The sequence below is a fragment of the Pseudomonas sp. M5A4_2d genome, from assembly GCF_053345295.1.
This window is the reverse complement of sequence record NZ_JBKEZW010000010.1, coordinates 86,846-111,353: the sequence shown is the minus strand read 5'-3', so window position 1 is coordinate 111,353 and position 24,508 is coordinate 86,846. Positions and strand designations below refer to the sequence as shown.

General features: G+C 60.2%; 22 protein-coding genes and 1 tRNA gene. 17 read left to right on the top strand and 6 right to left on the bottom strand.

What is annotated here, in order from left to right; translation table 11 throughout:
* Nucleotide 1 precedes the first annotated feature (1 nt).
* Nucleotides 2–3,628: a transporter substrate-binding domain-containing protein gene (locus ACLBW8_RS22590; protein WP_447806347.1), complete on the top strand. Its 3,627-nt coding sequence runs from the start codon at nt 2–4 to the stop codon at nt 3,626–3,628.
* 134 nt (nt 3,629–3,762) lie between these two features.
* Nucleotides 3,763–4,185: a hypothetical protein gene (locus tag ACLBW8_RS22585; RefSeq protein ID WP_064451804.1), complete on the top strand. Its 423-nt coding sequence runs from the start codon at nt 3,763–3,765 to the stop codon at nt 4,183–4,185.
* Here ACLBW8_RS22585 and dkgB read toward each other — a convergent pair.
* The gene (dkgB, locus tag ACLBW8_RS22580; protein ID WP_064451805.1) at nt 4,182–5,000 is read right to left on the bottom strand and encodes a 2,5-didehydrogluconate reductase DkgB; all 819 of its coding nucleotides are present in this window, start codon (nt 4,998–5,000) and stop codon (nt 4,182–4,184) included. The two genes, ACLBW8_RS22585 and dkgB, sit on opposite strands and share 4 nt — an antisense overlap.
* A 195-nt stretch (nt 5,001–5,195) precedes the next feature.
* Here dkgB and ACLBW8_RS22575 point away from each other — a divergent pair, with 195 nt between their 5' ends.
* From ACLBW8_RS22575 to ACLBW8_RS22550, 6 genes are all read left to right on the top strand, one after another.
* Nucleotides 5,196–5,834 carry a TetR family transcriptional regulator C-terminal domain-containing protein gene (locus tag ACLBW8_RS22575; protein WP_432751877.1) on the top strand — a complete coding sequence of 213 codons (639 nt, stop codon included), beginning with the start codon at nt 5,196–5,198 and terminating at the stop codon, nt 5,832–5,834.
* Between the two features lie 148 nt (nt 5,835–5,982).
* Nucleotides 5,983–6,774, top strand: a complete 792-nt coding sequence (locus ACLBW8_RS22570) for an enoyl-CoA hydratase/isomerase family protein (RefSeq protein ID WP_447806346.1) — start codon at nt 5,983–5,985, stop codon at nt 6,772–6,774.
* A 28-nt stretch (nt 6,775–6,802) separates the two neighbouring features.
* Complete coding sequence (locus ACLBW8_RS22565; RefSeq protein WP_447806345.1) at nt 6,803–7,963, top strand: acyl-CoA dehydrogenase family protein; 1,161 nt, start codon at nt 6,803–6,805, stop codon at nt 7,961–7,963.
* An 18-nt stretch (nt 7,964–7,981) separates the two neighbouring features.
* On the top strand, nt 7,982–10,090 hold the full coding sequence (locus ACLBW8_RS22560; RefSeq protein WP_447806344.1) for an acetate--CoA ligase family protein: 2,109 nt from the start codon (nt 7,982–7,984) through the stop codon (nt 10,088–10,090).
* On the top strand, nt 10,080–11,687 hold the full coding sequence (locus ACLBW8_RS22555) for a 5-guanidino-2-oxopentanoate decarboxylase (protein WP_447806343.1): 1,608 nt from the start codon (nt 10,080–10,082) through the stop codon (nt 11,685–11,687). The genes ACLBW8_RS22560 and ACLBW8_RS22555 overlap by 11 nt, the downstream gene beginning before the upstream one ends.
* A gap of 139 nt (nt 11,688–11,826) precedes the next feature.
* Nucleotides 11,827–12,528 (top strand): NAD(P)H-dependent oxidoreductase, encoded by a 702-nt coding sequence (locus ACLBW8_RS22550; protein WP_447806342.1) that lies wholly within the window; start codon nt 11,827–11,829, stop codon nt 12,526–12,528.
* A gap of 61 nt (nt 12,529–12,589) precedes the next feature.
* Here the strand turns inward: ACLBW8_RS22550 and ACLBW8_RS22545 are convergent, their stop codons facing one another.
* On the bottom strand, nt 12,590–13,669 hold the full coding sequence (locus tag ACLBW8_RS22545) for a 3-deoxy-7-phosphoheptulonate synthase (protein ID WP_262667534.1): 1,080 nt from the start codon (nt 13,667–13,669) through the stop codon (nt 12,590–12,592).
* Between the two features lie 619 nt (nt 13,670–14,288).
* Here ACLBW8_RS22545 and ACLBW8_RS22540 point away from each other — a divergent pair.
* Together ACLBW8_RS22540 and ACLBW8_RS22535 are read left to right on the top strand one after the other, a co-directional pair.
* Nucleotides 14,289–15,038 carry a carbon-nitrogen hydrolase family protein gene (locus ACLBW8_RS22540; protein ID WP_447806341.1) on the top strand — a complete coding sequence of 250 codons (750 nt, stop codon included), beginning with the start codon at nt 14,289–14,291 and terminating at the stop codon, nt 15,036–15,038.
* Complete coding sequence (locus tag ACLBW8_RS22535; RefSeq protein ID WP_064451814.1) at nt 15,039–15,485, top strand: GNAT family N-acetyltransferase; 447 nt, start codon at nt 15,039–15,041, stop codon at nt 15,483–15,485.
* Nucleotides 15,486–15,520: 35 nt separating this feature from the next.
* Here ACLBW8_RS22535 and ACLBW8_RS22530 read toward each other — a convergent pair whose 3' ends face one another.
* The gene (locus ACLBW8_RS22530; protein ID WP_064451815.1) at nt 15,521–15,760 is read right to left on the bottom strand and encodes a DNA-binding protein; all 240 of its coding nucleotides are present in this window, start codon (nt 15,758–15,760) and stop codon (nt 15,521–15,523) included.
* Between the two features lie 81 nt (nt 15,761–15,841).
* Between ACLBW8_RS22530 and ACLBW8_RS22525 the strand changes: the two genes are divergently transcribed.
* The 6 genes from ACLBW8_RS22525 to ACLBW8_RS22500 all read left to right on the top strand — a co-directional run bounded on the left by ACLBW8_RS22525 (nt 15,842) and on the right by ACLBW8_RS22500 (nt 20,791).
* Nucleotides 15,842–16,207 (top strand): helix-turn-helix domain-containing protein, encoded by a 366-nt coding sequence (locus ACLBW8_RS22525; protein WP_064451816.1) that lies wholly within the window; start codon nt 15,842–15,844, stop codon nt 16,205–16,207.
* A gap of 151 nt (nt 16,208–16,358) precedes the next feature.
* Entirely contained in the window at nt 16,359–17,000 is a 642-nt protein-coding gene (gacA, locus tag ACLBW8_RS22520) for a response regulator transcription factor GacA (protein ID WP_017530522.1), read from the top strand.
* A 1-nt stretch (nt 17,001) separates the two neighbouring features.
* Nucleotides 17,002–18,825 (top strand): excinuclease ABC subunit UvrC, encoded by a 1,824-nt coding sequence (gene uvrC / locus ACLBW8_RS22515; protein WP_447806340.1) that lies wholly within the window; start codon nt 17,002–17,004, stop codon nt 18,823–18,825.
* Between the two features lie 32 nt (nt 18,826–18,857).
* Nucleotides 18,858–19,418 (top strand): CDP-diacylglycerol--glycerol-3-phosphate 3-phosphatidyltransferase, encoded by a 561-nt coding sequence (pgsA, locus tag ACLBW8_RS22510; protein WP_053255497.1) that lies wholly within the window; start codon nt 18,858–18,860, stop codon nt 19,416–19,418.
* A gap of 63 nt (nt 19,419–19,481) precedes the next feature.
* Nucleotides 19,482–19,557, top strand: a tRNA-Gly gene (locus ACLBW8_RS22505).
* Nucleotides 19,558–19,951: 394 nt separating this feature from the next.
* Complete coding sequence (locus ACLBW8_RS22500) at nt 19,952–20,791, top strand: DNA/RNA non-specific endonuclease (protein ID WP_407017219.1); 840 nt, start codon at nt 19,952–19,954, stop codon at nt 20,789–20,791.
* Nucleotides 20,792–20,880: 89 nt separating this feature from the next.
* Here the strand turns inward: ACLBW8_RS22500 and ACLBW8_RS22495 are convergent, their stop codons facing one another.
* The 3 genes from ACLBW8_RS22495 to ACLBW8_RS22485 form a co-directional block, all read right to left on the bottom strand.
* Complete coding sequence (locus tag ACLBW8_RS22495) at nt 20,881–21,186, bottom strand: hypothetical protein (protein WP_447806339.1); 306 nt, start codon at nt 21,184–21,186, stop codon at nt 20,881–20,883.
* A gap of 220 nt (nt 21,187–21,406) precedes the next feature.
* Nucleotides 21,407–22,468, bottom strand: coding sequence for an ATP-binding protein (locus ACLBW8_RS22490; protein WP_221294417.1), 1,062 nt, complete (start codon nt 22,466–22,468; stop codon nt 21,407–21,409).
* On the bottom strand, nt 22,465–23,214 hold the full coding sequence (locus ACLBW8_RS22485) for a response regulator (RefSeq protein ID WP_447806338.1): 750 nt from the start codon (nt 23,212–23,214) through the stop codon (nt 22,465–22,467). The genes ACLBW8_RS22490 and ACLBW8_RS22485 overlap by 4 nt, the downstream gene beginning before the upstream one ends.
* Nucleotides 23,215–23,681: 467 nt before the next feature.
* Here ACLBW8_RS22485 and ACLBW8_RS22480 point away from each other — a divergent pair, with 467 nt between their 5' ends.
* Nucleotides 23,682–24,458, top strand: coding sequence for an ABC transporter substrate-binding protein (locus ACLBW8_RS22480; protein WP_447806337.1), 777 nt, complete (start codon nt 23,682–23,684; stop codon nt 24,456–24,458).
* Nucleotides 24,459–24,508: the final 50 nt, after the last annotated feature.

Below are 24,508 nucleotides of genomic sequence, written 5' to 3'. Positions count from 1 at the left end.
AATGACCCATGCCCAGGTTCGAGGGTTCATCACTACGCTGTTGATGAGCCTGCTTCCGATGATGGCTGCGGCCCTTGATGAGCCCCATACCCTGCGGTTGCTGGGGCACTCCAACGTTGACGGTACGGGCCCATCCGTGGTGTTGGGGGAAGCGGACTGGCATTGGCTGCGCGAGCGGCGAACATTGTTGATGGGTGTTTCCGCTCCCGATTACGGGCCTTTCGAACTGACCAATAACAACGACGAGCTTGAAGGCGTCACGGCTGACTATGCGAAGTTGTTCGCACAGTCGCTGAATATCACCGTTGAGGTCCGGCGCTACGATACGCGCGATGAAGTGATCGAGGCGCTCAAGCAGGGCGCCATTGATTTCCTTGGATCGGCCAATGGATTTGAAGCGGGTGACCCACAGTTGGTGCTGTCGCGCTCCTATGCCAATGATCAACCGATCCTGGTTACCCGTACCGGAGACACCCAATCCCTGAGCGTCGACCTGGCAGGCAAGCGCGTGGCGATGCTCTATCACTACATGCCGCCCGATGTCGTAGAGGCTTTTTACCCCAAGGCCCACGTGGAACTGTTTCCCTCTATCTTCGAAGCCATCGGCGCCGTGGCATTCGGCCGCGCCGATGTTTATCTCGGGGACGCCATTACCGCCAACTACCAGATCAACCGTAACCACCTCAACAATGTGCAAATGGCGGATTTTTCCATCCTGGAATCCAACGCCTTCGCGTTCGCCGTTACCCGCGACAACACTCGCCTGCTGCGCATCATCAACACTGCGCTGAGGTCGATCTCGGTTAACGAACAGATGGAAATCTTGCGCCGTTGGAGTGCAGGTAACCTTGGCTTTCTGGGGGCCGAACGGCTGCACTTGAGCCGCAGTGAACAGCGCTGGCTCGAGAAGCACCCGCGGGTCCGAGTGGTTGCGTCCGACCTGATGCTGCCATTGGCATCCTTCACGGCACAGGGGCAATTAGAGGGGCTGAGTGCGGACGTTTTATCGAGGATCAGCCTGCGTACCGGTTTGAAGTTCGATGTGGTCTCCGGCGGTTCGATGCCCGAGCAAATTGACGCGGTCAGTAAGGGCCGGGCAGACATGATGGCGGTGGTGGCGCCGAGCATCGAAGACTCTGATCAGGTGCGTTTTACCCGGCCCTACCTGACCAACCCGCTGGTGCTGGTCAGCCGCAGCGACTACCCCGGCACGATGACCCTGGAGGACATGATCGGAAAACGTCTCGCGGTGACCAGCGGCAACGCGCTGCGTGAGGTCATCAATCGGGACTACCCCGGTATCCACTTTGTGGAGGCCGGGAGCCCTACGCAGGCCATGGCCCTGGTGGCCAACGGCAGTGCCGATGGGGCCGTCAATTCGTTGATCTATGCGCGTTACCTTATTGCCTTTCAGTACCGTGACCGCTTGCGCGTGACCAGCACGGTGGGCTCTGATCCGGTACGCATGACGTTCGGGGTCAACCGTGGCGAGTTGGAGTTGTACTCGATATTGGACAAGGCGTTGCTGAGCATCAGCCCTCAGGAAATGGATGAGTTGGCCAACCCATGGCGTGCCGATGTGATCATCGAAGACCATTGGTTGCGCCATCGCAGTGCGATTATCCAAGGGTTTGGCCTGGCGGCGGTATTGCTGCTGGTAACCCTGGGGTGGGCGATTTACCTGCGCAGTCTGATACGCAAACGTGCCCAGGCCGAGCGGGCATTGAGCGACCAGATGCGCTTTATGGGGGTACTGATCGACGGTACGCCTCATCCGATTTACGTGCGCGACCGCCAGGGTCGGCTGATGGCTTGCAACAGTGCGTTCCTGGACGTCTTCGGCTTCAAGCTCGAAGCGATGATCGGCAAGACGGTGACAGAAACCGACACCGGCAACCCGCCGCAGGCTCAGTCTTTCCATGAGGATTACCTGCGGCTGATGGAGCGTGGCGAGCCGCAGATTCATGATCGGGTACTCAGGTTGCCCGGTGGCAAGGTGTTGACCATTTACCACTGGATGCTGCCGTACCGTGATGGCGACGAGAACGTCGTGGGCATGATTGCCGGTTGGGTGGATGTGAGCGAGCGCCAGCGGCTCCTGGGCCAGTTGCAGGAAGCCAAGGAGGAAGCCGATGCCGCCAACCGTGCCAAGACCACGTTCCTGGCGACCATGAGCCACGAAATCCGCACGCCCATGAACGCCGTGATCGGCATGATCGAGTTGGCGCTTGCCAACGCCGAGCAGGGGCACGCCGACCGCGGTGCCTTGGCCGTCGCTTCGGTTGCGTCCCACAGCATGCTGGAATTGATTGGCGATATTCTGGATATTGCCCGGATCGAGTCTGGCCACCTGTCTCTTGCCCTGGAGTCAGCCAACCCGCATGAACTGTTGATGTCGGTGGCACGGGTATTCGAAGGGCTGGCGCGGGCCAAGGGCCTGTCGCTGCAGGTAGAGCTTGAGCCACTGATTGACTGCCCGGTGTTGATCGACCCGTTGCGGTTCAAGCAGGTGGTCTCCAACCTGCTGAGCAATGCCATCAAGTTCACCGCCGATGGCCAGGTGCGGTTGGGCGCACACAGTTCTGCGGCGCCTGATGCAGACCATCTGAGCCTCAGGTTATGGGTAGAAGACACCGGCATTGGCATCAGCGCCGAGGACCAGCAGCGTCTGTTCAACCCGTTTATCCAGGGCAGCAATACCGAGCAGTCGGCGCGCAGCGGGTCGGGTTTGGGCTTGGTGATCAGCCGTAATCTGTGCGAAATGATGGCCGGGAAGCTGCAGTTGAGCAGTGTGCTCGGGCAGGGTACGCGGTTGGATGTGACGTTGACACTTGCCAGGGCGGCTGCATTGCCGCCCGAGGTTTCGGCCCCGGCCCCAGCCGTCCGGCCGACCCGTGTACTGGACATTCTGGTCGTGGATGACTACCCGGCCAACCGCTTGCTGCTGACCCGGCAACTGAGCTTTCTGGGGCATCGCATTATCACTGCAGAAGAGGGGGTTCAGGGGTTTGAGCGTTGGCAAACCCAGCATCCCGACGTGGTGATTACCGATTGCAACATGCCCCTCAAGGATGGCTATGCCTTGGCACGTGATATTCGTGCGCAAGAGTGTGAGCAAGGGCTGGAACCCTGCCTGCTGCTGGGTTTTACCGCCAATGCACAACCGGAAGAAGCCGAGCGCTGTCGGCAGGCGGGCATGGATGGTTGCCTGTTCAAACCGGCCGGGCTTGAGGACTTACGCTCGGCGCTGGCCTCGCTTGCGTTCAGCCCAGGCGTACCCGACGTTGATGGGGTATTGGATTTGGGTTCGCTAAGGGTGGTCACGGGGGACGATCAAGTAGCGCTCAAGGAACTCTTGAACGCGTTGCTCGACAGCCTGGAAACTGACCGCGTGAGGCTCCCGTTGCTGCAGCGCCAAGTCAGTTTTCGCGGGCTGCACGACCTCGCTCATCGAGTCAAGGGCGGGGCGCGAATGGTCAAGGCCCAAGCGCTGACCACCTGTTGCGAAACGTTGGAGAGGGTTTGTGAACGACAGGAGCGCACCGCACTGGGGGCTGCGATTGAAGCGGTAGACGAGGCGATTGACGATTTGCATAAACGACTGAGTGACTACTGCAATCCTTCATGACTGCGGTTTCCGGTCATTCGGTGAATTTGGGAGAACTCCTACGTGAAGGGGGAACATGGCTGATTTTGTCTTCTGGATATGTCTGGAAAATGAGCCGCTCTCATTGACGAGTACTGCCAGCCCAGGGGTTTGCCATGCCGAACAAAGCACTGACCATCCTGATTGCCGATGAACAGCACCTGCAACGGCTGTACATCGAAAAAATGCTCAATCAGTTGGGGTACCACCGGATTGTGCCGGTGCAAACCTACGAAGAAGTCCAGATTCTCACCGCAGTCCCGGCCGAACCCTTCGACGTCTTGATTATCAATGCGGGGCTTGCCGCTCATGTCTGCGGGCCGCAGCCCCAGGTACGCCATGTGTTGCTCTACGATCACCTGGACCCCGGCCAACCCGCTGGCGCAATGCCGTCTGTGCTGGTACGCCTGCCCGGAGTGCCGGACAACGTCAACCTTGAACATTTCATGGACATCATCGACCCACCCGAGGCCGCCACGGGCCTGCGGGTGTTGCCGTGGCTGCGGGAGTTATCCTGCAGGCCGATAGCGGGGGTTTAATCCCACTTCGGCGCAATGCCCTTGGGGCTGGTCAAGCGGTGGCCACGTTCCAGGCCGGCAATCTGCGCCATGTCGGCAGCGCTCAAGGTCAGTTGCAGGGCCTTGAGGTTACTCTCCAGGTTGGCGCGTTTGGTCGACGACGGGATCACCGCATAGCCCAACTGCATGGCCCAGGCCAACGTCACTTGCGCAGGCGTGGCCTGATGGCGTTCGGCGATTTGCTGGAGCACCGGGTCTTTCAGCACTTCACCGTAGGCCAGGGTCATGTACGACGTGATTTGAATGCCCTGGGCGGTGGCGAAATCCACGACCTTCTGGTTTTGCAGATACGGGTGCAGTTCGACCTGGTTGGTGGCGATGTTCTCGGCGCCCACCGCAGCAATGGCCTGCTTCATCAGGTCAATGGTGAAGTTGGAAATACCGATCTGGCGCGTCAGGCCCAGGCGCTTGGCTTCAAGCAACTGGCCCATGAATTCGGCCACGGGGACTTGGTCCTCCGGTGACGGCCAGTGGATCAGGGTCAGGTCCAGGTAGTCGGTCTTCAGTTTGCTCAGGCTTTCACGCAGGCTGGGAATCAACAGGCCATCGGCAAAATTGGACACCCAGATCTTGCTGGTGATGAACAATTCATCACGCGGCACGCCACTGGCGGCGATGGCGTGGCCGACATCGGCTTCGTTCTCATAGATCTGCGCGGTGTCGATGGCGCGGTAGCCCAGTTCCAGGCCGTTGCTCACGGAGTCGATGACCACCTGGCCTTGCAGACGGAAGGTGCCGAGGCCGAAGGCGGGAACGTTTTGGGTCGGGATAGACATCAGTAACTCCAGAAGGGGGGTGAACAATGGAGTCGAGTATCCCCGCGTCGTTCCTTCGGGAAAACCGCCGAACCCGAAAAGGACTCTTTACCAAAAGTCACGAGTGGCGTTGCTGCGGATGCTGGATCGGGTGTCGCCCGGTTACCGCGACTGAGGTAGAGTCGTGCAGCCGACTCAACCGCAGGAAATCGCCGTATGACCCAGGAATCCCGTTTCTCCCGCATGGAGCCGGAATTGCGCAAGGCCAATCTGGTCCAGGCGACGCTCACTTGCCTCAAGCGCGATGGCTTCCAGGGCGCGTCGATTCGCAAGATAAGCGCCGAGGCCGGTGTGTCGGTGGGGCTGATCAGTCATCACTATTCGGGCAAGGATGAGCTGGTGGCCGAGGCCTATCGCACGATCACCGCCCAAGTCATGAGCCTGTTGCGCGAGACCATGGCCAAGGCGCCACCGCAACCGCGGGAACGCTTGTCGGCGTTGTTTCGTGGCTCCTTTTCCGCGGAACTGCTCGACCCGCAACTGCTGGACGCCTGGCTGGTATTCTGGGGCGCGGTCAAGACGGCCCCGGCGATCAACCAGGCCCACGAACATTCCTATGGCGAGTACCGCACCATCATGCGCTCGGCCCTGACGGACATGGCCAGGGAGGAGGGGTGGAAACAGTTCGACGCCGACCTGGCCGCCATCGGCTTGAGCGCCTTGCTCGATGGGTTGTGGTTGGAGTCGGGGCTCAACCCTGGCACCTTTACGCCGGCGCAGGGCATCCAGATTTGCGAAGCCTGGGTCGACGGCTTGCAGAGTGGCGGTCGCCAACGTTACCAGCTCAAAGCCTGAACCTTTCTCAGCGCCTGGACGCAATGTCCAGGTCGATATTTCCCCCCTGAAAATATTTGCAGTTTGCCGATTGCCTCCTTGCTGAACACTCGTTTAGTATCTCGCCATGTCGCACCCCTCAAGCCAATTAAAATAATTCGAGGAAGCCATGACTACCGATTCGCCCGTGCTTACCCATGTGCAAGCAGGCATTGCCTGGATCACCCTCAACCGGGTTGCCCAGCGCAATGCACTGGACATCCCGACCCTCAAGCACCTGCATGCCTTGCTCGATACGCTCAACACCGACAGCGCCGTGCGTGCGGTGGTCTTGACCGGCAACGGGCGTAGCTTCTGCGCCGGTGCCGACCTGGCGGAGTGGGCCGAAGCCGAAGCCCGTGGCGCCCTGGAAACCTACGGCTGGACCGAAACCGCCCACGCCCTGATGACCCGCCTGCACACCCTCGACAAACCCACCCTTGCTGCGATCAACGGCACCGCCGTCGGCGCCGGCATGGACCTCACCTTGTGTTGCGACCTGCGCATCGCCGCGCAGTCGGCACGCTTCAAGGCCGGCTACACCAGCCTGGCTTACTCGCCGGATGCCGGTGCCAGTTGGCACTTACCGCGCCTGATCGGCAGCGAACAGGCCAAGCGCCTGCTGTTCCTCGATGAACTGTGGAGCGCCGACCGCGCGCTGGCTGCCGGGTTGGTGGGCGAGGTGGTCGCCGATGATCAGCTCCACGCCCACGCCACCGAGTTGGCGACGCGCCTGGCCAACGGCCCGACCTTCGCCTTCGCCCAGACCAAGGCCCTGATCCGCGAAGGCGCCGATCGCAGCCTGCCCGAGCAACTGCAGGCCGAACTGGCCGCTGGGTTGTTATGTGGACGCAGTGCCGATGGTGCTGAAGCCCTGCGCGCAGCCATGGAAAAACGCCTCCCGAACTTCTGCGGCAAATAACAACAACACCCCCCGAGCAGGTAGCGCCATGAATTTCCAACTCAGCCAAGAACAAGACATGTTGGTGGACGCGGTACGCAGTTTTGTGATCAAGGAGTTGCTGCCCCATGAGGCGGCGGTGGACCGCGCCGATGAGGTCTCGCCGGCGCTTGCCGCGCAGATTCGTGACAAGGCCATCGCTGCTGGTTTCTATGCCTTCAACATGCCCGAAGAGGTCGGTGGTGGCGGCCTCGATTACCTGTCCCAGGCGCTGATCGAACGGGAGTTGTCCAAGGTGTCGTGGGCGCTGCATGTGTTTGTCGCACGCCCCTCGAAAATCCTCATGGCCTGCACTGGCGCACAGATTGAGGACTACTTGTTGCCCTGCGTGCAGGGCAAGAAAATCGACTGCTTCGCGCTGACCGAGCCGGGTGCCGGCTCGGACGCCAACGCCATCAAGACCCGCGCCGTGCGCAGCGGCGATGACTTTGTGATCAACGGCAGCAAGCACTTTATCAGCCATGCCGGGCACGCCGATTTCGCCATCGTGTTTGCCGTGACCGACACCTATGAATACAACGGGCGCCCACGCAATGAGGTGACCTCGTTTCTGGTGGATCGGGGTACCCCGGGCATGACCATCCGCCGAGGTCCCAAGTGCGTTAGCAACCGCGGCTATCACACCTATGAGATGTTCTTCGACGACTGCCGCGTCCCGGCGTCCAAGGTGCTCGGTGAAGTGGGCAAAGGCTGGGATGTCGCCAATGCCTGGCTCACCGCAGGCCGCGTGATGGTCGCCGCCAATTGCGTCGGCCAGGCTCAGCGGGCGCTGGCCGTATCGCTGCAATGGGCGGCGGATCGCAAGCAGTTCGGCCAGCCCATCGGCACCTATCAAGGCGTGAGTTTCAAGCTGGCGGACATGGCCACGCAGATTCGCGCTGCCGAGTTGTTGACCCTGCACACTGCCTGGAAGATGGACCAGGGCAGCATGACCGACGGCGAGGCCGGCATGGCCAAATTGTTTGCCAGCGAAACCCTGGGCAAGGTCGCCGACGACGCCGTGCAGATTTTCGGTGGCATGGGCTTGATGGATGAAGGACCGGTGGAGCGCATCTGGCGCAACGCACGGATCGAACGGATCTGGGAAGGCACTTCGGAAATCCAGCGCCATATCATTGCGCGCGAACTGTTGCGGCCGCTGTTGCGCTGATCGGCGCGGAGAACGCTTATGTCCCAGGCTATTCGCGATAACCTCAAGCGCCTGCTGGCGCCCCGGCATCTGGCATTTGTCGGCGGGCGCAGCATGGCTCGCGCCCTAAAGCGCTGCGCCGACGGCGGGTTTACCGGGCAAATGTGGCTGGTCAACCCGCAGCATGACTGCCTCGACGGCATCCCTTGTGTGCGCCGCGTGGCTGATCTGCCGTGCGGACCGGATGCGGTGTTTGTTGCCACCAACCGTGAACTGACATTGACCTGCATCGCTGAACTCGCCGCCATCGGCACGGGCGGAGCTATTTGCTACGCCTCAGGGTTCGCCGAAACCGGCGCCGACGGGGCAGCCTTGCAACAGCAGTTGCTAGAAGTGGCAGGCGACATGGCCTTGCTCGGCCCCAACTGCTACGGCCTGTTGGACTACCTGCACAGCTCGGCATTGTGGCCGGTGGCCCATGGCGGCAAGACGGTCGAGAAGGGCGTCGCGGTACTGACCCAGAGCGGCAACTTTGCCTACAACCTGTCGATGAGCGACCGCTCGTTGCCGGTCGCCTACATGGCTTCAGTGGGTAACCAGGCACAACTGGGCGTGGCCGAATTGATGGACGTGTTGCTCGACGAACCGCGCGTTACCGCCATCGGCCTGCACCTGGAAGGCCTGAAAAATGTGCCGGGTTTTGCCCGCGCGGCGCACAAAGCCCTGGAAAAAGGCATTCCGATCATCACACTGAAAACCGGCGTCTCGCAGCTCGGCGCCGAGCTGGCGTTAAGTCACACCAGTTCACTGTCCGGCTCCGATGCGCTGTACGACAGCTTGTTTGCACGTCTGGGCGTGATCCGGGTGAGCGGGCCGGTGAGTTTTGTCGAAACCTTAAAGGCGGCGGCGTGCGGCAACCTGCCGGCAGGAAATCGCCTGATCGCGCTGGCCTGTTCCGGTGGTGACGCTGGGCTGATTGCCGATTACGCCGAGCGCAACCATCTGGCCCTGCCGAAACTCAACGCAGACCAGCGTGCTGAACTGGCGCAGGTGCTGCCCAGCTACGCCAATCTGGTCAACCCATTGGATTTCACCACCGCCATCTGGGGCGACCGTGAAGCACTCCATAGCATGCTCGACACGGCCCTGCGCACCGACGCCGATGCCGCCATGCTGGTGCTGGATTACCCGGCCGAATTTACCGGCGAGCGCCAGGAATGCGACCTGCTGTTGGCGCTGTTTTGCGCAGCGCTCGGCCGACATGGCAAGAGCGGTTTCGTCACCTCGGCGTTTCCCGAGCTGTTGCCGGTCCATGCCCGCGAACGCCTGCATGCCCATGGCATTCCCGCCTTGCAGGGGGTGGAAGACGCGCTCGCGGCGTGGGGCCGGATTGCCGGCTACCAAAACCATCGTCGCGTCTTGCTTGAACGGGGCGAATCGATCCTCGAACCGCTGTGCCCACAAGCCCTCGACGGCCATGGCGTGGCGCTGGATGAATGGGCGTCCAAACAGGCATTGCGCGCGTTTGGCTTGCCCACTCCACCGAGTGTGTTGAGTACGCCGGAACGCGCGATTACCGATGCACAGGTGTTGGGCTACCCGTTGGTGCTCAAGGCAGTCAGCACCGATTTACCGCATAAAACCGAAGCCGGGGCGGTGGCGCTTAACCTGTCAGACGCCGCCGCTTTAAGCGCTGCGATTGAGCAGATGCGCGGGCAAATCGCCGCGTATGCACCCGGCGTTGCCTTCGATCGACTGCTATTGGAGTCCATGGCAGCCCAGCCCTTGGCCGAGTTGATCGTGGGCATCAAGCGTGAAAACGACTTCGGCCTGGCCCTGGTGATTGGCGCCGGTGGCATCCTGGTGGAACTGCTCAAGGACAGCCGCAGCCTGTTGCTGCCCACCACTGACGATGCGATTCGCAACGCGTTGCTCAGCCTGCGCAGCGCCGCTTTGCTGCAAGGTTTTCGCGGGCGTGAGGTGGCGGATATGGACGCGTTGGTCTCGGCGATTCGCGCGGTGGCTGACTACGCCTGTGCCAATGCCGAACGGTTGCTGGAACTCGATGTGAACCCATTGCTGGTCAATGCCCAGGGCGCCACGGCGGTCGATGCATTGATTCGACTAGGAGATGGCTATGCAAGATAAAACGGTGACCGGCGGCCAGGCGCTGGTGCGGTTGTTGGCCAACTATGGCGTCGACACGGTGTTCGGCATTCCCGGTGTGCACACCTTGGAACTGTATCGCGGCCTGCCCGGCAGCGGCATTCGCCACGTGCTCACGCGCCACGAACAGGGCGCCGGTTTTATGGCCGACGGCTATGCACGAGTCAGTGGTAAACCGGGCGTGTGCTTTGTCATCACCGGCCCTGGCGTCACCAATGCCGCAACCGCCATCGGCCAGGCCTATGCCGATTCCATTGCGATGCTGGTGATCTCCAGCGTCAACTCTACCGCCAGCCTTGGCAAGGGCTGGGGCAGCCTGCACGAGACCCAGGATCAGCGGGCGATCACCGCTCCGATCACCGCGTTTTCGGCGGTGGCATTGAGTGCCGAGGATCTGCCCGAGCTGATCGCCCGTGCCTACGCGGTGTTCGACAGCGAGCGGCCACGGCCGGTGCATATTTCGGTGCCGCTGGATGTGTTGGCGGCACCGGTCAAAAGGGATTGGAGCAATGACGTGGTCCGCCGTCCAGGGCGTGGTCTGCCATCGGCCGACGTGCTGGAGCAGGCAGTGGCCGCGCTCGCGGAGGCCAAAAGGCCGATGATCATTGCCGGCGGGGGCGCATTGGCAGCAAGCGAGGCGTTACAGCGTTTGAGTACGCGCCTGGCGGCGCCGTTTTTTACCAGCGTTGCGGGTAAGGGACTGCTGCCGATCAACGATCCGCTGAATGCCGGTTCCACCCTGTGTGTCGAACCGGGCTGGCAACTGATCAGCGAGGCCGATGTGGTGCTGGCGGTCGGTACGGAAATGGCTGACACCGATTATTGGCGCGAGCGTTTGCCAATCAAGGGTGAGCTGTTACGGGTGGATATCGACCCGCGCAAATTCAATGATTTCTACGCCTGCGCGCTCGCGTTGCACGGCGATGCCAACCAGACAGTGTTGGCCTTGCTCGAGGGTTTACCGCCTGCACCGCGCCACGCAGACGTGTCGATCAAAAAGGTCGCGACATTGCGCCAGGCGGTAGCGCTTGGGCACGGCCCGCTTCAGGCCATTCATCAAGCCATTCTTGACCGCATCGAGGCCGAACTGCCTGCCAACGCGTTCATCAGCAGTGACATGACCCAACTGGCCTACACCGGCAACTACGCTTACCCAAGCCGCGCCCCGCGCAGCTGGTTGCACCCCACCGGCTACGGCACCTTGGGCTATGGCTTGCCCGCCGGCATCGGCGCCAAGTTCGGTGCGCCGCTGCGCCCCGGCCTGGTGTTGGTGGGGGACGGCGGTTTTCTCTACACCGCCCAGGAACTGGCGACCGCCGTGGAGGAACTGGACAGCCCGTTGGTGGTGCTGTTGTGGAATAACGACGCCCTTGGCCAGATCCGCGACGACATGCTGAGCCTGGATATCGAACCCATCGGTGTGCTGCCGCGCAACCCGGATTTTGCGCTGTTTGCCCAGGCGTTCGGTTGCGCCGTGTACCAACCCAAGAGCCTGGATGAATTGCAGACGGACTTGCGCAACGGCTTCAAACGCAATGGCGTGACGTTGATCGAGCTCAAACATGCCTGTGCCTGTTGACCCATACAGGCGCGGGACCCTGGGCGAAAACAACCAAAGGCGCACCGTCCTGCTGTTTTTATCCGAAGTGAAAATGGCCTCGCAATGGCTTGATCATTTGCTCGCCCAACGGGCGGCGCACACCGTTTGAGGAGTTCACATGAAGGTTTTGATTGTTCACGCCCACCCTGAGCCGCAGTCCTTTACCGCTGCGTTGCGCGACCAGGGCGTGACCACGCTGCAAGGCCTGGGGCATCAGGTGCAGGTGAGTGACTTGTATGCCATGCAGTGGAACCCGGTGGCGTCGGCGGCTGATTTTTCCACGCGGGAGAATCCCGAGTATCTGGTGTATGCCCTGGAGCAACGCCTGGGTGTAAAAAAACAGTCGATCGCGGCGGATATCCAGGGCGAGTTGGACAAGGTGCTATGGGCCGACCTGCTGATCCTCAATTTTCCGATCTTCTGGTTCTCTATGCCTGCAATGCTCAAGGGCTGGGTCGACCGCGTGCTGGTGTCCGGTGTGTGTTATGGCGGCAAGCGGTTCTATGATCAGGGCGGTTTGGCGGGCAAGCGTGCGCTGGTCACGGTGACCTTGGGCGGGCGCGAACACATGTTCGGTGAAGGCGCGATTCACGGGCCGCTGGAGGATATGTTGCGGCCGATCCTGCGCGGTACGTTGGCGTATGTCGGGTATGAGGTGCTGGCGCCGTTTGTGGCGTGGCATGTGCCGTATATCAGCGACGAGGCGCGGCGGGATTTTCTGCTGGCGTATGAGCAGCGGCTACAAGGGCTGGTGGATGAACAGCCCTTGGTGTTTGCGCAACTGGCGCAGTTTGATGAGGCGCTGTACCCACTTTCCTGAGCCCGGCGACGTTCAACTGTGGGAGCTGGCAAGCCAGCTCTCACAGTTTGATCCTCATCGGTCAGTCGGCTTTGCTGTGTGCGCGAAGGCGCTCGGCCGCACTGCGCAACAATTGCTCGGTACTGTTCCAGCCCAGGCAACCATCTGTCACCGACACGCCGTACTTCATCGACGCACTCAACGGTTGGCAACCTTCGAACAGATGACTTTCGAGCATCATGCCGATCAGCGAGGTGTCACCCTGCAGGCGCTGCTCCAGCACGTCGTTGAACACCGCCGGTTGACGCAACGGGTCCTTGCCACTGTTGGCGTGGCTGCAATCGACCATAATCCGCGCCGCGACCTTGGACTTGGCCAGGTCGTGCTTCACCTGCGCCACGCTTTGCGCGTCGTAGTTCGGCCCACGGTGACCGCCGCGCAGCACCAGATGGGTGTCGAGGTTGCCCGGGGTCTGGATGATCGCCGGGTGGCCCTGGCTGTCGACGCCGAAGTGGCGGTGCGGGTGCGACGCCGAGCGCATTGCATCGCAGGCAATCGCAACCCCGCCGTCGGTGCCGTTCTTGAAGCCGACCGGCATGCCCAGGCCGCTGGCCATTTCGCGGTGGATCTGTGATTCAGTCGTGCGTGCACCGATGGCGACCCAACTCAGCAGGTCATCGAAGTAGCCGGCGGCCATCGGTTGCAGCAGCTCGGTGGCGACCGGCAAGCCCAGGCGCAGCATTTCGCGCATCAGCTCGCGGGACAGCGTGAGGCCGGCGGCCATGTCGTCGCTACCGTCCAGGTGCGGGTCGTAGGCCAGGCCTTTCCAACCGATGGTGGTGCGCGGTTTTTCGACGTAGGCACGGATCACCAGCAGCATCTGGTCGCTGACTTCAAGTGCCAGCTTCTTCAGGTTGCGCGCGTATTCCATGGCGGATTCGGGGTCGTGGATCGAACACGGGCCGACAATCACCAGCAAGCGTGAATCTTCGCCATTGAGAATGGCGCGCACGGCTTGGCGATGGGCGTGGATCTGTTCATTGAGGAACGGGCTGAGAGGCAACCGGTGCTTGAGCTCAAGGGAGCTGGGCAGGCGCTGGGTCAGGGCCTCATTGGCGCTGGACAGGGCAGAGACGGGCAGAGCGGCGATGGAGGAGTTCATATTCAAGGCTTCCTGGGCAAGCGGCGGGCTGTTCCCGCACGCTCTGCCCTACTGGGGTGTTCGACAATTGGCCGTATTGGCTGCGTGTGTTGGCTTGCCACCAATAGGTGACCGATCGGAGGCGGCAGGCTGTCCCGAACGGAGCTTGCTAAATCGCCATGCAGTGGAAGTGTCGTAGCGGTAATAGGTGGCGTAGTTCATGTCGTGAGTCCTTTTAGTGTTCGGTGTGATGCAAAATAATTAAGGCTTGAAAAAACAAAACCCCCGGTCGGGGAGCCGACCGGGGGTTAGATTTCTCTGGTAGGCGACCCCTTGAGTAGTGGGCGCCGATTTCAGGTATCAGGCGCGCCAGTGGCTAAACCAATACCCAAAATAAAAGCTGACCAGTGCGCTCAAACCGTTCACACGGGCAGCCGACACCGAGCGCGAGGCGCTGGCAGCAGGGCAAACCTGAGGGTGGGTGAGTTGCAACATGGTGTTTCTCCAAATGATGGGCGGAGCTTACTAGAGGCGCATGGCAGGATTCAATCAGTAATTTCTATCGCGTGAGGGTCTTACGGCTATGGGGTGAGTGCCGATATGCTGGTTACACTTTGGTATCTATTGCTAGGACGCGACCATGACTGCCTTGACCCTTGCTGCTGCGCAAACCACCTCCATCGCGGGTGATGTGCCGGCCAATATCCAGCGGCACCTGGCGTTTATGCAGACGGCGGCGGCGCAGGGCGTGCAGTTGTTGGTGTTTCCAGAGCTGTCGTTGACCGGGTATGAGCCGGCGCTGGCGGCCGGCCTGGCGATTGCACCCGACGATGCGCTGCTTGAGCCGCTGCGTGACAGGGCGCAGGCGTTGCGGTTGACGGCGGTGGTGGGCATGCCGATACGTCTGGCGCCCGGGGAAGGCGTGCTGATCGGCGCACTGGTGTTGGGCGCGGACGGTTCGCTGGCGGTCTACACCAAGCAGCATTTGCACCCGGGCGAAGAGGTGGCGTTTGTCGCGGGGCAGGGTGGTGCAGCCCTCGAGTGGGGGGATGACCGCATTGCGCTGGCGGTCTGCGCAGACTTTTCCCACGCCAGCCATCCGCGTCAGGCGGCTGAAGCCGGTGCCAATGTGTACGCCGCCGGCGTGCTGATCAGTGAAGGCGGCTACGCGACGGACAGTGCGCTCCTGCAGGGTTATGCCGCCGAGCATCGGATGCTGGTGCTGATGGCCAACCACGGTGGCCCATCCGGTGGCTGGGCCTGTGCGGGTCGCAGTGCCATCTGGTCAGCCGATGGCAGTCTGCTTGCTGCCGCGCCGGGTATTGGCGACGCGCTGGTGATTGCCCGCCGCGATGGCGAACACTGGGCTGGGCATGTGGAAGCACTCTAAATGGCCTTTCACCTGCGCGCTGCCACAAGCCAGGACCTGCCGTTTGCGCGAACGCTGACACATGACGCCATGAACCGCTATTACCAGCAGTACGGTTTGCTGTGGTCTGACAGCGGCTTTGACGTCGCCTGGGCAGGGCGTGAAAACTGGCTGATCTGCAACGATGACAGTGTGATGGGGTTTATCAGCGTCAATCGCGATCACAGGGCGCTTTATATACGTGAATTGCACATGCTCGAGCGCTGTCGCAAGCAAGGCGCAGGCAGTTGGGTGTTGGAGCAAATGGTGCTCAAGGCGCGTGCGCAGGGGTTGGGTCTTTTACGGTTGACCGTGTTCAAGACCAATCCGGCGAGAAGGCTGTATCAGCGCCAGGGGTTGAGTATCGTCGGGGAAGAGGAGTGCTTCTGGTGCATGGAGCGCGAGTGTCACACAACCCCATTTGACTAAAACAGGCACGCTGTACGAATAAGCGCATACTGCTGTCAGGACAGAGCTTGTGTCTCGCAGAGTTGAGCGACAGGTTCATCCACGATAATCCCTTCTTTCATGCCCAGCAGGACCGCCACCTTATGGGCTTCCCCACGCCGTCCCTTTTTACGCCCAGCGAGCACTTGATACGTCGTGGCTGGATCGACGCCGTGCTCACGAGCAAACGCTTGAACTGACTTACCTTGATGTTCCAACCAAGCCTTGGCTTGTGCAGCAGTGCGAATACCGGGCATAGTTCAAAACCGTTCAAGTTTGTGTAAAAAGAGATGAGTGTGTCACCTCTAGGGGTGTGCCATAAAGGATCATACATCCAAATGAGTGGAATCGGTTCGCGCTTAAGGCAGGAAAGAGAACGTCTTGGCCTGTCACAGAAGAATTTTGGTGAAATAGGCGGCGTTGAAGCTAACGCCCAAGGTAAGTACGAGAGCGGTGGCCGCGCGCCCAAGGCAGACTATTTGTCACGCGTGGCGGAGCGTGGAGTGGACCTTTTATATGTGCTGACGGGGAGCCCCACTCCCATTCAATTTGAAAACCTGAGTCAGCTTGAAGAAAAGATCCTTGAAAACTACCGAGCCATGTTCAAGGAGGATCAGGATGCTATCCGTCGATTGACCACCACGTTGGCGGAACATTCAGCGGCGCATAACAAAAAACCCAAGCCGATGTTCGAGCAAACCTGACCTTTTGCTCAGCATAATCTGCAGTATGTCGCTCGGTAGAAGCCTGTATCCGGCGCAAACTCAATATATATGACGCTTGCAGCTAGGTCTGCGCCCTGGTTTTTTGCTAAGGTGTTCAGCAACCTATAAGACCATATCGCGAGGTGTCTGCTTGATTAGGGTGCTAGTAGTCGATGACCATGATCTCGTTCGTACAGGCATTACACGAATGCTGGCTGACATCGATGGCCTGCAAGTAGTCGGTCAGGCCGAGTCGGGGGAGGAGTCCCTGATCAAGGCCCGGGAGTTGAAACCCGATGTGGTTTTGATGGACGTCAAGATGCCTGGGATCGGCGGTCTTGGTGCCACTACCAAATTATTACGCAGCCACCCGGACATTAAAGTCGTGGTGGTCACCGTGTGCGAGGAAGACCCGTTTCCCACGCGCCTTCTGCAGGCCGGAGCGGCCGGTTACTTGACCAAGGGCGCAGGCCTGGCAGAGATGGTGCAAGCCATTCGCCTGGTATTTGCCGGTCAGCGGTATATCAGCCCGCAGATTGCCCAGCAGTTGGCGATCAAATCCTTCCAGCCTACCAGTGACTCGCCGTTTGATGCGCTGTCGGAGCGTGAGATCCAGATCGCCTTGATGATCGTCGGTTGCCAGAAAGTGCAGTCGATCTCCGATAAGCTGTGCCTGTCGCCAAAAACCGTCAACACCTACCGCTATCGCATTTTCGAGAAGCTCGCCATCAGCAGTGATGTTGAATTGACCCTGCTCGCGGTGCGTCACGGCATGGTGGACGCCAGCGCCTGACATGACCACACCGTTTGATCCGAGTGCCTTTCTTTCAACCTGCAGTGGCCGCCCCGGCGTGTACCGCATGTTCGACAGCGAGGCACGCCTGCTTTATGTGGGCAAAGCCAAGAACCTGAAAAGCCGTCTGGCGAGCTACTTTCGCAAGACCGGTCTTGCGCCGAAAACCGCCGCCCTGGTGGCGCGTATCGCCCAGGTCGAAACCACCATCACCGCCAATGAAACCGAAGCGCTGCTGCTTGAGCAGACGCTGATCAAGGAGTGGCGGCCGCCCTACAATATTCTGCTGCGTGACGATAAATCCTATCCCTACGTGTATTTATCTGACGGTAACTTCCCGCGCCTGAGTATTCACCGTGGCGCGAAGAAGCAGAAGGGCAAGTATTTCGGTCCATACCCCAGCGCCGGCGCAATCCGCGAAAGCCTGAGCCTGCTGCAAAAGACCTTTTTCGTGCGTCAGTGCGAAGACAGCTTCTACAAAAACCGCACGCGGCCTTGCCTGCAATACCAGATCAAACGCTGCAAGGCGCCCTGTGTCGGCCTGGTTGACCCGGCGGAGTACGCCGAGGATGTGCGCCATTCGGTGATGTTCCTGGAAGGGCGCAGCAATGCGCTTACCGATGAGCTTTCCGGCGCCATGGAGCAGGCCGCCAGCACCCTGGATTTCGAGCGCGCCGCTGAACTGCGCGACCAGATCTCCTTGCTGCGCCGTGTGCAGGACCAGCAAAGCATGGAGGGCGGCACGGGTGACGTCGATGTGATCGCCGCGTTCGTCAACCCGGGCGGCGCCTGTGTGCACCTGATCAGCGTGCGTGGCGGGCGAGTGCTGGGCAGCAAGAATTTCTTCCCGCAGACCGGTATCGACGAGGACGTGGCCGAAGTCATGGCCGCGTTCCTTGGCCAATACTACGTCAGCAGCCCCGAGCGCGACTTGCCGTCCGAACTGATCGTCAACGTGGTGCACGAAGACTTCCCCACGCTGATCGAAGCGATCCACGGGCTGCGGGACCGCGAGCTGGACATCAGCCACCGCGTACGCGGCACGCGCGCGCGCTGGCAGCAACTGGCGGTGACCAACGCCGAGCAGGCCTTGAGCGCACGCCTGGCGAATCGACAGCACGTGGCTGCGCGTTTTGACGCCTTGGCCGAAGTCCTTAACCTGGACGAGCCGCCCCAGCGCCTGGAGTGCTACGACATCAGCCACTCCAGCGGCGAAGCCACCGTGGCGTCCTGCGTGGTGTTCGGGCCGGAAGGGCCGATCAAATCCGATTACCGGCGCTACAACATCGAAGGCGTCACCGCTGGCGATGACTACGCCGCCATGCACCAGGCCCTCACGCGGCGCTTCAGCAAATTGAAGGACGGGGAGGGCAAGCTCCCCGATATCCTGCTGGTGGACGGTGGCAAGGGCCAGTTGTCCATGGCCCGTGACGTGCTCAACGAGCTGGCCGTTCCCGACCTGATTCTGCTGGGTGTTGCCAAAGGTGCCACGCGCAAGGCCGGTTTCGAAACGTTGTACTTGAATGATGCCGCGCATGAGTTCACCTTGAAAGGTGACTCACCTGCGTTGCACTTGATTCAACAGATCCGCGACGAAGCCCACCGTTTTGCCATCACCGGCCACCGTGCCCGCCGTGGCAAAACCCGCCGAACCTCAACCCTGGAAGGGGTCGCAGGCGTTGGTCCGACCCGTCGGCGTGACCTGCTTAAACATTTTGGTGGCTTGCAGGAGCTATCCCGTGCCAGCATTGACGAAATTGCCAAAGCACCCGGTATCAGTAAAAAGCTCGCTGAGTTGATTTATGCAAGTCTGCACAGCGAGTAGAATGCCTTCTCACCTCGTAGCCAGTTGTGCCGATGAATATCCCTAATCTGATTACCGTTCTACGCGTCCTGCTCATTCCGATTTTCATTTTGTTGTTCTATTTGCCTTACGAATGGAGCTATGCCGCGTCCAGTTCGGTGTTTGCTTTTGCGGCGGCGACCGACTGGCTCGATGGCTACCTGGCGCGCCGCCTCGAACAGAGCACGCCCTTCGGCGCGTTCCTGGACCCGGTGGCCGACAAACTGATGGTGGCCGTCGCCCTGGTCCTGCTGGTGCAGGAACACGGCAACCTGTGGCTGACCCTGCCGGCCGCGGTGATTATCGGCCGCGAGATTGTCGTCTCGGCCCTGCGCGAATGGATGGCCGAAATCGGCGCCCGCGCCCACGTGGCCGTTTCCAACATGGGCAAATGGAAAACCGCCGCGCAGATGCTCGCGTTGGTGATTCTGCTGGCCAACCCCTCGGACTTCTCCTTCTGGGTTCTGATGGGCTATGCCTTGCTGCTTGTCGCCGCTGGCCTGACGTTGTGGTCCATGCTCCAGTATTTGCGCGCTGCCTGGCCTCACCTGCGCACCACCGTTGAAAAGAAATAAAACTTTTTTGAATCAAGGGGTTGACGGGGGTTCTGGATTCTATAGAATGCACACCACCAAGACGCGGGAATAGCTCAGTTGGTAGAGCACGACCTTGCCAAGGTCGGGGTCGCGAGTTCGAGTCTCGTTTCCCGCTCCAAATATAGATCCACAGATGCCCACTGGGCCTGGGGTCAACGACAAAAGACGCTTAGGCGTCTTTTTTCGTTTCTGCGCAAAGCCACTGGAATCCAGAGCAACCCGGTACGAACCTGTACAGGATTAAGCGCAGGGCGGGCCAGTTCGAATCCGTCTGGTGACGGGCTCCGCTCGAGTCTCCAGGTGGGCATCAGGTGCTGACGCTCTAGCAGGCGCTCACCGCGCCTCTCTCGGCATTCAGCATTCGGTCAGCCGGAATCACAAACAAAAACCATAGCCTCTCCTCATATTGAAATGTTTGGAGTGGTTTAGTGTGCAGGTCGTCTCGCGAAGGAACCGCAGCAGTCGACGTGCCATTTACCGTTGTCATTGATTCACCCTCAAGGAGCTACACCATGCAAGGAAGTATGAAGTTCAAGCACCTGGCGTTTCTGTTGATCCCGCTCGTTGCGGCCTGTACGACGCCCGATAGAACACGCGAATCCGCAATCACTCCCCAGCCGCAGCAGGCATTGCCGTTCGATAACTGTTCGGTGGGGTGCCCCGCTGGCGGCAGTCCCCTGACGTTGAACCGTCAGGCGTACACGTTGAACAACAATGGCTCGACCAAGTTTGCGAACTGGGTCTCGTACAAAATCACCAAGGATACCCCGGCCAGCGGTCGCCCGCGCGACTGGAAGACAGACCCGGATATCCCCGCAGGGGAAACCCTCGACCCGGTGGACTACAACGGCGCCAATGTCGCGCTCAAAGTCGACCGTGGCCATCAGGCCAATCTCGCTTCGATGGCCGGCGTCCCTGACTGGCAGACCCTCAATTACCTGTCCAATATCACGCCGCAAAAGGCCGAGCTTAACCAGGGGCCCTGGGCGCATCTTGAAGACCAGGAGCGCAACCTCAGCAAAGCGCCAGGCATCGACCAGGTGTATGTCGCCACCGGGCCTTTGTATGAGCATTTTGTCGGCACGCTGCCGGGGACGAACAAGGTCCATACCATTCCCAGTGGGTACTGGAAAATCATCTTCGTTGGCAGTTCACCTGAAAACGGCCTGTATGCTTCGTTTGTGATGAATCAGGAAACGCCCAAAGGTGCGAACTTCTGTGATTATCAGGTGACGGTTGATCACATCGAAGAGCGCTCGGGGCTCACGTTCTGGAGTCAATTGCCGCAGCCGGTGCAGGCCGCGCTGAAGGCGAAGCAAGGCCAATTGCCGAGCCGAATCGGCTGTAAATAGCCGTGTAAAACGCTGAACCGGGGCTGCCGTTCCTTGGCGGCCAAGGTTTTGCGACGTGCGCGCGTTGATTGTGCTGAAACGCTCTACGATCAATACACGCCGTCAAGCTGCGCCTGCCTGAGCAAATCACGTGCATGGTCCGCACGTAATATCAGCGTCATTTGCCGTTCCTCGACGATGATTTCCACCACGATCAATACGCAGATCATCGGTGCGGTCACCAGCCAGTGGCAGTAGCACTGGGTGCCCAGGGTCACGCAGAGGCCCACAATCCACAACACCATTACCCACTTGGGCGCGCATTGCTGCAGTGGAACCCAGACGCGCTGCAGTTTTTTCAAGCGCAGCGTGTGCAGTCTTAGCGATGCCTCAAGTCGGACCACGTCATTGCTCATGTTGACACTCGCTCAACGGCACGGGTGCAGCCTGGGAGTGTTCTTCCGAGCCAGGACAGGTTGACGCGTTCAACTTCTACCCACTGCTCGCCGGCGGGTTTTGCGCGACAGCTCTTGAACGCAATACACACGTGCCGGGCATCCAACAAAGCAAAATGCCTGTAGCCGGTGGTTTTCCTGAATGCCCAGGAAAAGATACGCATCGCGGTACCTCGTTCAATCAAACATGCCAACTGAGTTCGAACAGCGTGCCGCCGTTTTCCATGCGCCGGCAGGTCACGGCGCCGCCATGGGCGAGGGCGATGGCGCGTACCACTGCAAGGCCCAGGCCGCTGCCGCCTTGGGCGCGTGAACGGGAGTTTTCGCCGCGTTGGAAGGCTTCGAACAAATGCGTCGCGAAGCGTTCGTCGATGCCGGGGCCGTCATCGCGCACACGCAGGTAATTGAAGCCGTCGCGGGTACTCAGGTGCACGATCACGTTTCCGGGTGTCGCATGCCGCCGGATATTGTCCAAAAGAGCCAGCAGCGCCTGACGGATTCTCGCGGGGTCGCAGCGCATCGTGCGGCGTTGCAGGTCCAGTTGCAGGACAAAACCGACAGCGGTGAGGCTGGGTTCGAACAGCCGCACATCGTCCTCAATGCCCGTGGCCAGGTCGGCTTCCTGCAGGTTGAGCTCCAAGTAGCCACTGTCGGCCAAGCCGACCACCCGCAAGTCCTCGATCAAGCGTGTCAGGCCCTCTACCTGGCCCAGCAAGCTGTAGAACTGCGCGGTGTCCGGTTCGAACACGCCTTCGGCCAAGCCTTGCAGGCGCCCACGCAAGATGGTCAGCGGTGTGCGCAGTTCATGGGCAATTGCGGCATTCCAGAACGCCTGTTCCTGCGCCATACGCTGCAAACGTTTAGCCATGCTGTTGAAATCGTCCACCAGGATGGCCGCTTCGCCGATTGACTGGTCACCGGCAACCGCTTGTACATCCAGGTCGCCGTCGGCCAGTTTGCGCAGGTTCTCGGCCACGGAGTTCAACGGCATCAGAATTCGTCGAGACAGCTTCAAGGCCACAATCGAGCCCACTGCCAGGCTCACGCACGTGGTCAAACCCATCCACACCCATTCAACGTTGGCGGGCAGCCACTCATCCACTTCTTCGTCCGTGAGTGGCCAGTACGTCCATAGCAACGCATAGAAAATATAGGAGCCGATCACCGCCAGGGCGATCACGCACAACACCACGGCGGACATGGACAGGATGATCTGGCGGCTCAGGCCATTGAGCCCCTTCACGCGACACTCCCAAACCGGTAGCCAACCCCTCGGATACAGGTGGGGACGCCTTGTAACCCGAGGTCTTCGAGCTTGCGGCGCAATTTGCTGATATGGCTGTCGACCGTCCGCTCCAGGCTGTCACTTTCCGGTGAACACTGGGCCAGCAGTTCGGCGCGGCTGAACACTCTTTTCGGCGCCTTGGCCAGTTGGGCCAGCAACCTGAACTCAGTCACCGTCAATGCCAGCGGCACTCTACGGCCGGCGAGGGTCACCGTGACTTCATAGCTTTCAAGATCAATTTCAAACGCGTCCACCCGCAGCACTGTGGGGCTGGCGCGGTAGTGGTAATCGATGGAGCGTCTGAGTACAGCCTGGGTGCGCGCGACGACTTCGGCCGGGTTGAACGGTTTGACGATGTAGTCGTCGGCCCCGATGCGCAGACCCATCAGCTTGTCCATATCCTGGTCCTGCGCCGTCAGCATGATCACCGGCGTATGGCCGCGATGGCGCACTTCGGCAAGCACCTGCCAGCCATCCACGTGAGGCATCAGTACATCCAGCAGCACCAGGTCCGGCTTGAGCGCCAGGTGCATTTCCAGCGCCTGTCGGCCGTCACGTGCGTGTGCGGTACGAAAGCCACTGCGTTTGAGATAGGCAATCAGGATGTCGGCAATTTCAGGTTCATCTTCGGCAATCAGCACGAGTGCCTGGGTTTCTCTGGCGCTCTCCGGACGGGGCATCGTTGCTACGGGAAAATCAGTCATGGTCTGCTCGGTGAATACGCTGCGAGCCTTTGCGTCCGTGTGCTCGCGCTTATCTGCCTTGTCGTGGCTGCCGGTCCATGGCCACGTTGCCAAGTAGTGATCATAGCGTCTGGGTGAGGGTGCCCAGCAGCTGTTTCTCCTGGTAAGCCCGCGCGACAGGGCGCTACGGCGGTCGCAATTGTGCGTAATCAACATGCACTTTCATGGGAGGTTTTGTGGAGAAACGATGGAGACGGGCAATAATTTTGCCCGCGGGGCTCATCACCGCCGTTTTTGCCATCCAGTGCCTGCGAGTGAGTCCAGGACCTGTAGTGATTTGGATCAGGATTTATGGAAGTGGCAGCGATAGCGGTGGATTGACGATCAATACGTAAAAGTCCAGTATGGAATTATAAGTACACATACAGGATTCACTTCTCCCTTTCTTCGCGCTTGCCAAACCAACAACAACTTGCGAGACAACGATCATGAAGAAACGCACGCTGATTACCGGCCTGGCCCTGAGCCTGATTGCCTCAAGCCACTTGCTGGCCGCCGAGAAAACCCTGCGCATCGGCATCGAGGCGGCGTACCCACCGTTCGCCTCCAAGACCCAGGACGGCAAAATCGTCGGGTTCGACTACGACATCGGCAACGCGTTGTGTGCGCAAATGAAGGTCAAGTGCGTGTGGGTAGAGGGTGAGTTCGACGGTCTGATTCCTTCCCTCAAAGTGAAGAAAATCGACATGGCCCTGTCGTCCATGACCATCAACGAAGACCGCAAGAAGTCGGTGGATTTCACCCACAAGTATTACTTCACGTCCTCGCGCCTGGTGATGAAGGAAGGTGCAGCCGTGGACGATCAGTACGCCAGCCTCAAGGGCAAGACCATCGGCGTGCAACGCGCCACGACCACCGACCGCTACGCCACCGAGGTGTTCGAGCCCAAGGGCATCAACGTCAAGCGCTACAGTAATAACGAAGAAATCTACATGGACCTGGCGTCAGGTCGCCTGGATGCGATCTTTGCCGACACCATCCCCCTGAGTGACTTCCTGGCGATGCCACGCGGCAAGGGCTACGCCTTTGTCGGCCCGGAACTCAAGGACCCGAAATACGTGGGCGAGGGCGCCGGGATCGCGGTGCGCAAGGGCAATACGGCATTGGTCAGTGAGTTGAACACGGCCATCGACGGCATCCGTGCCAATGGCGAGTACCAGAAGATTTCACAGCAGTACTTCAAGTCGGATATCTACGGCGACTGAATGCGAATACGGCTCTGAACACCACCGTTGATCGGTGGTGTTGCGAAGAT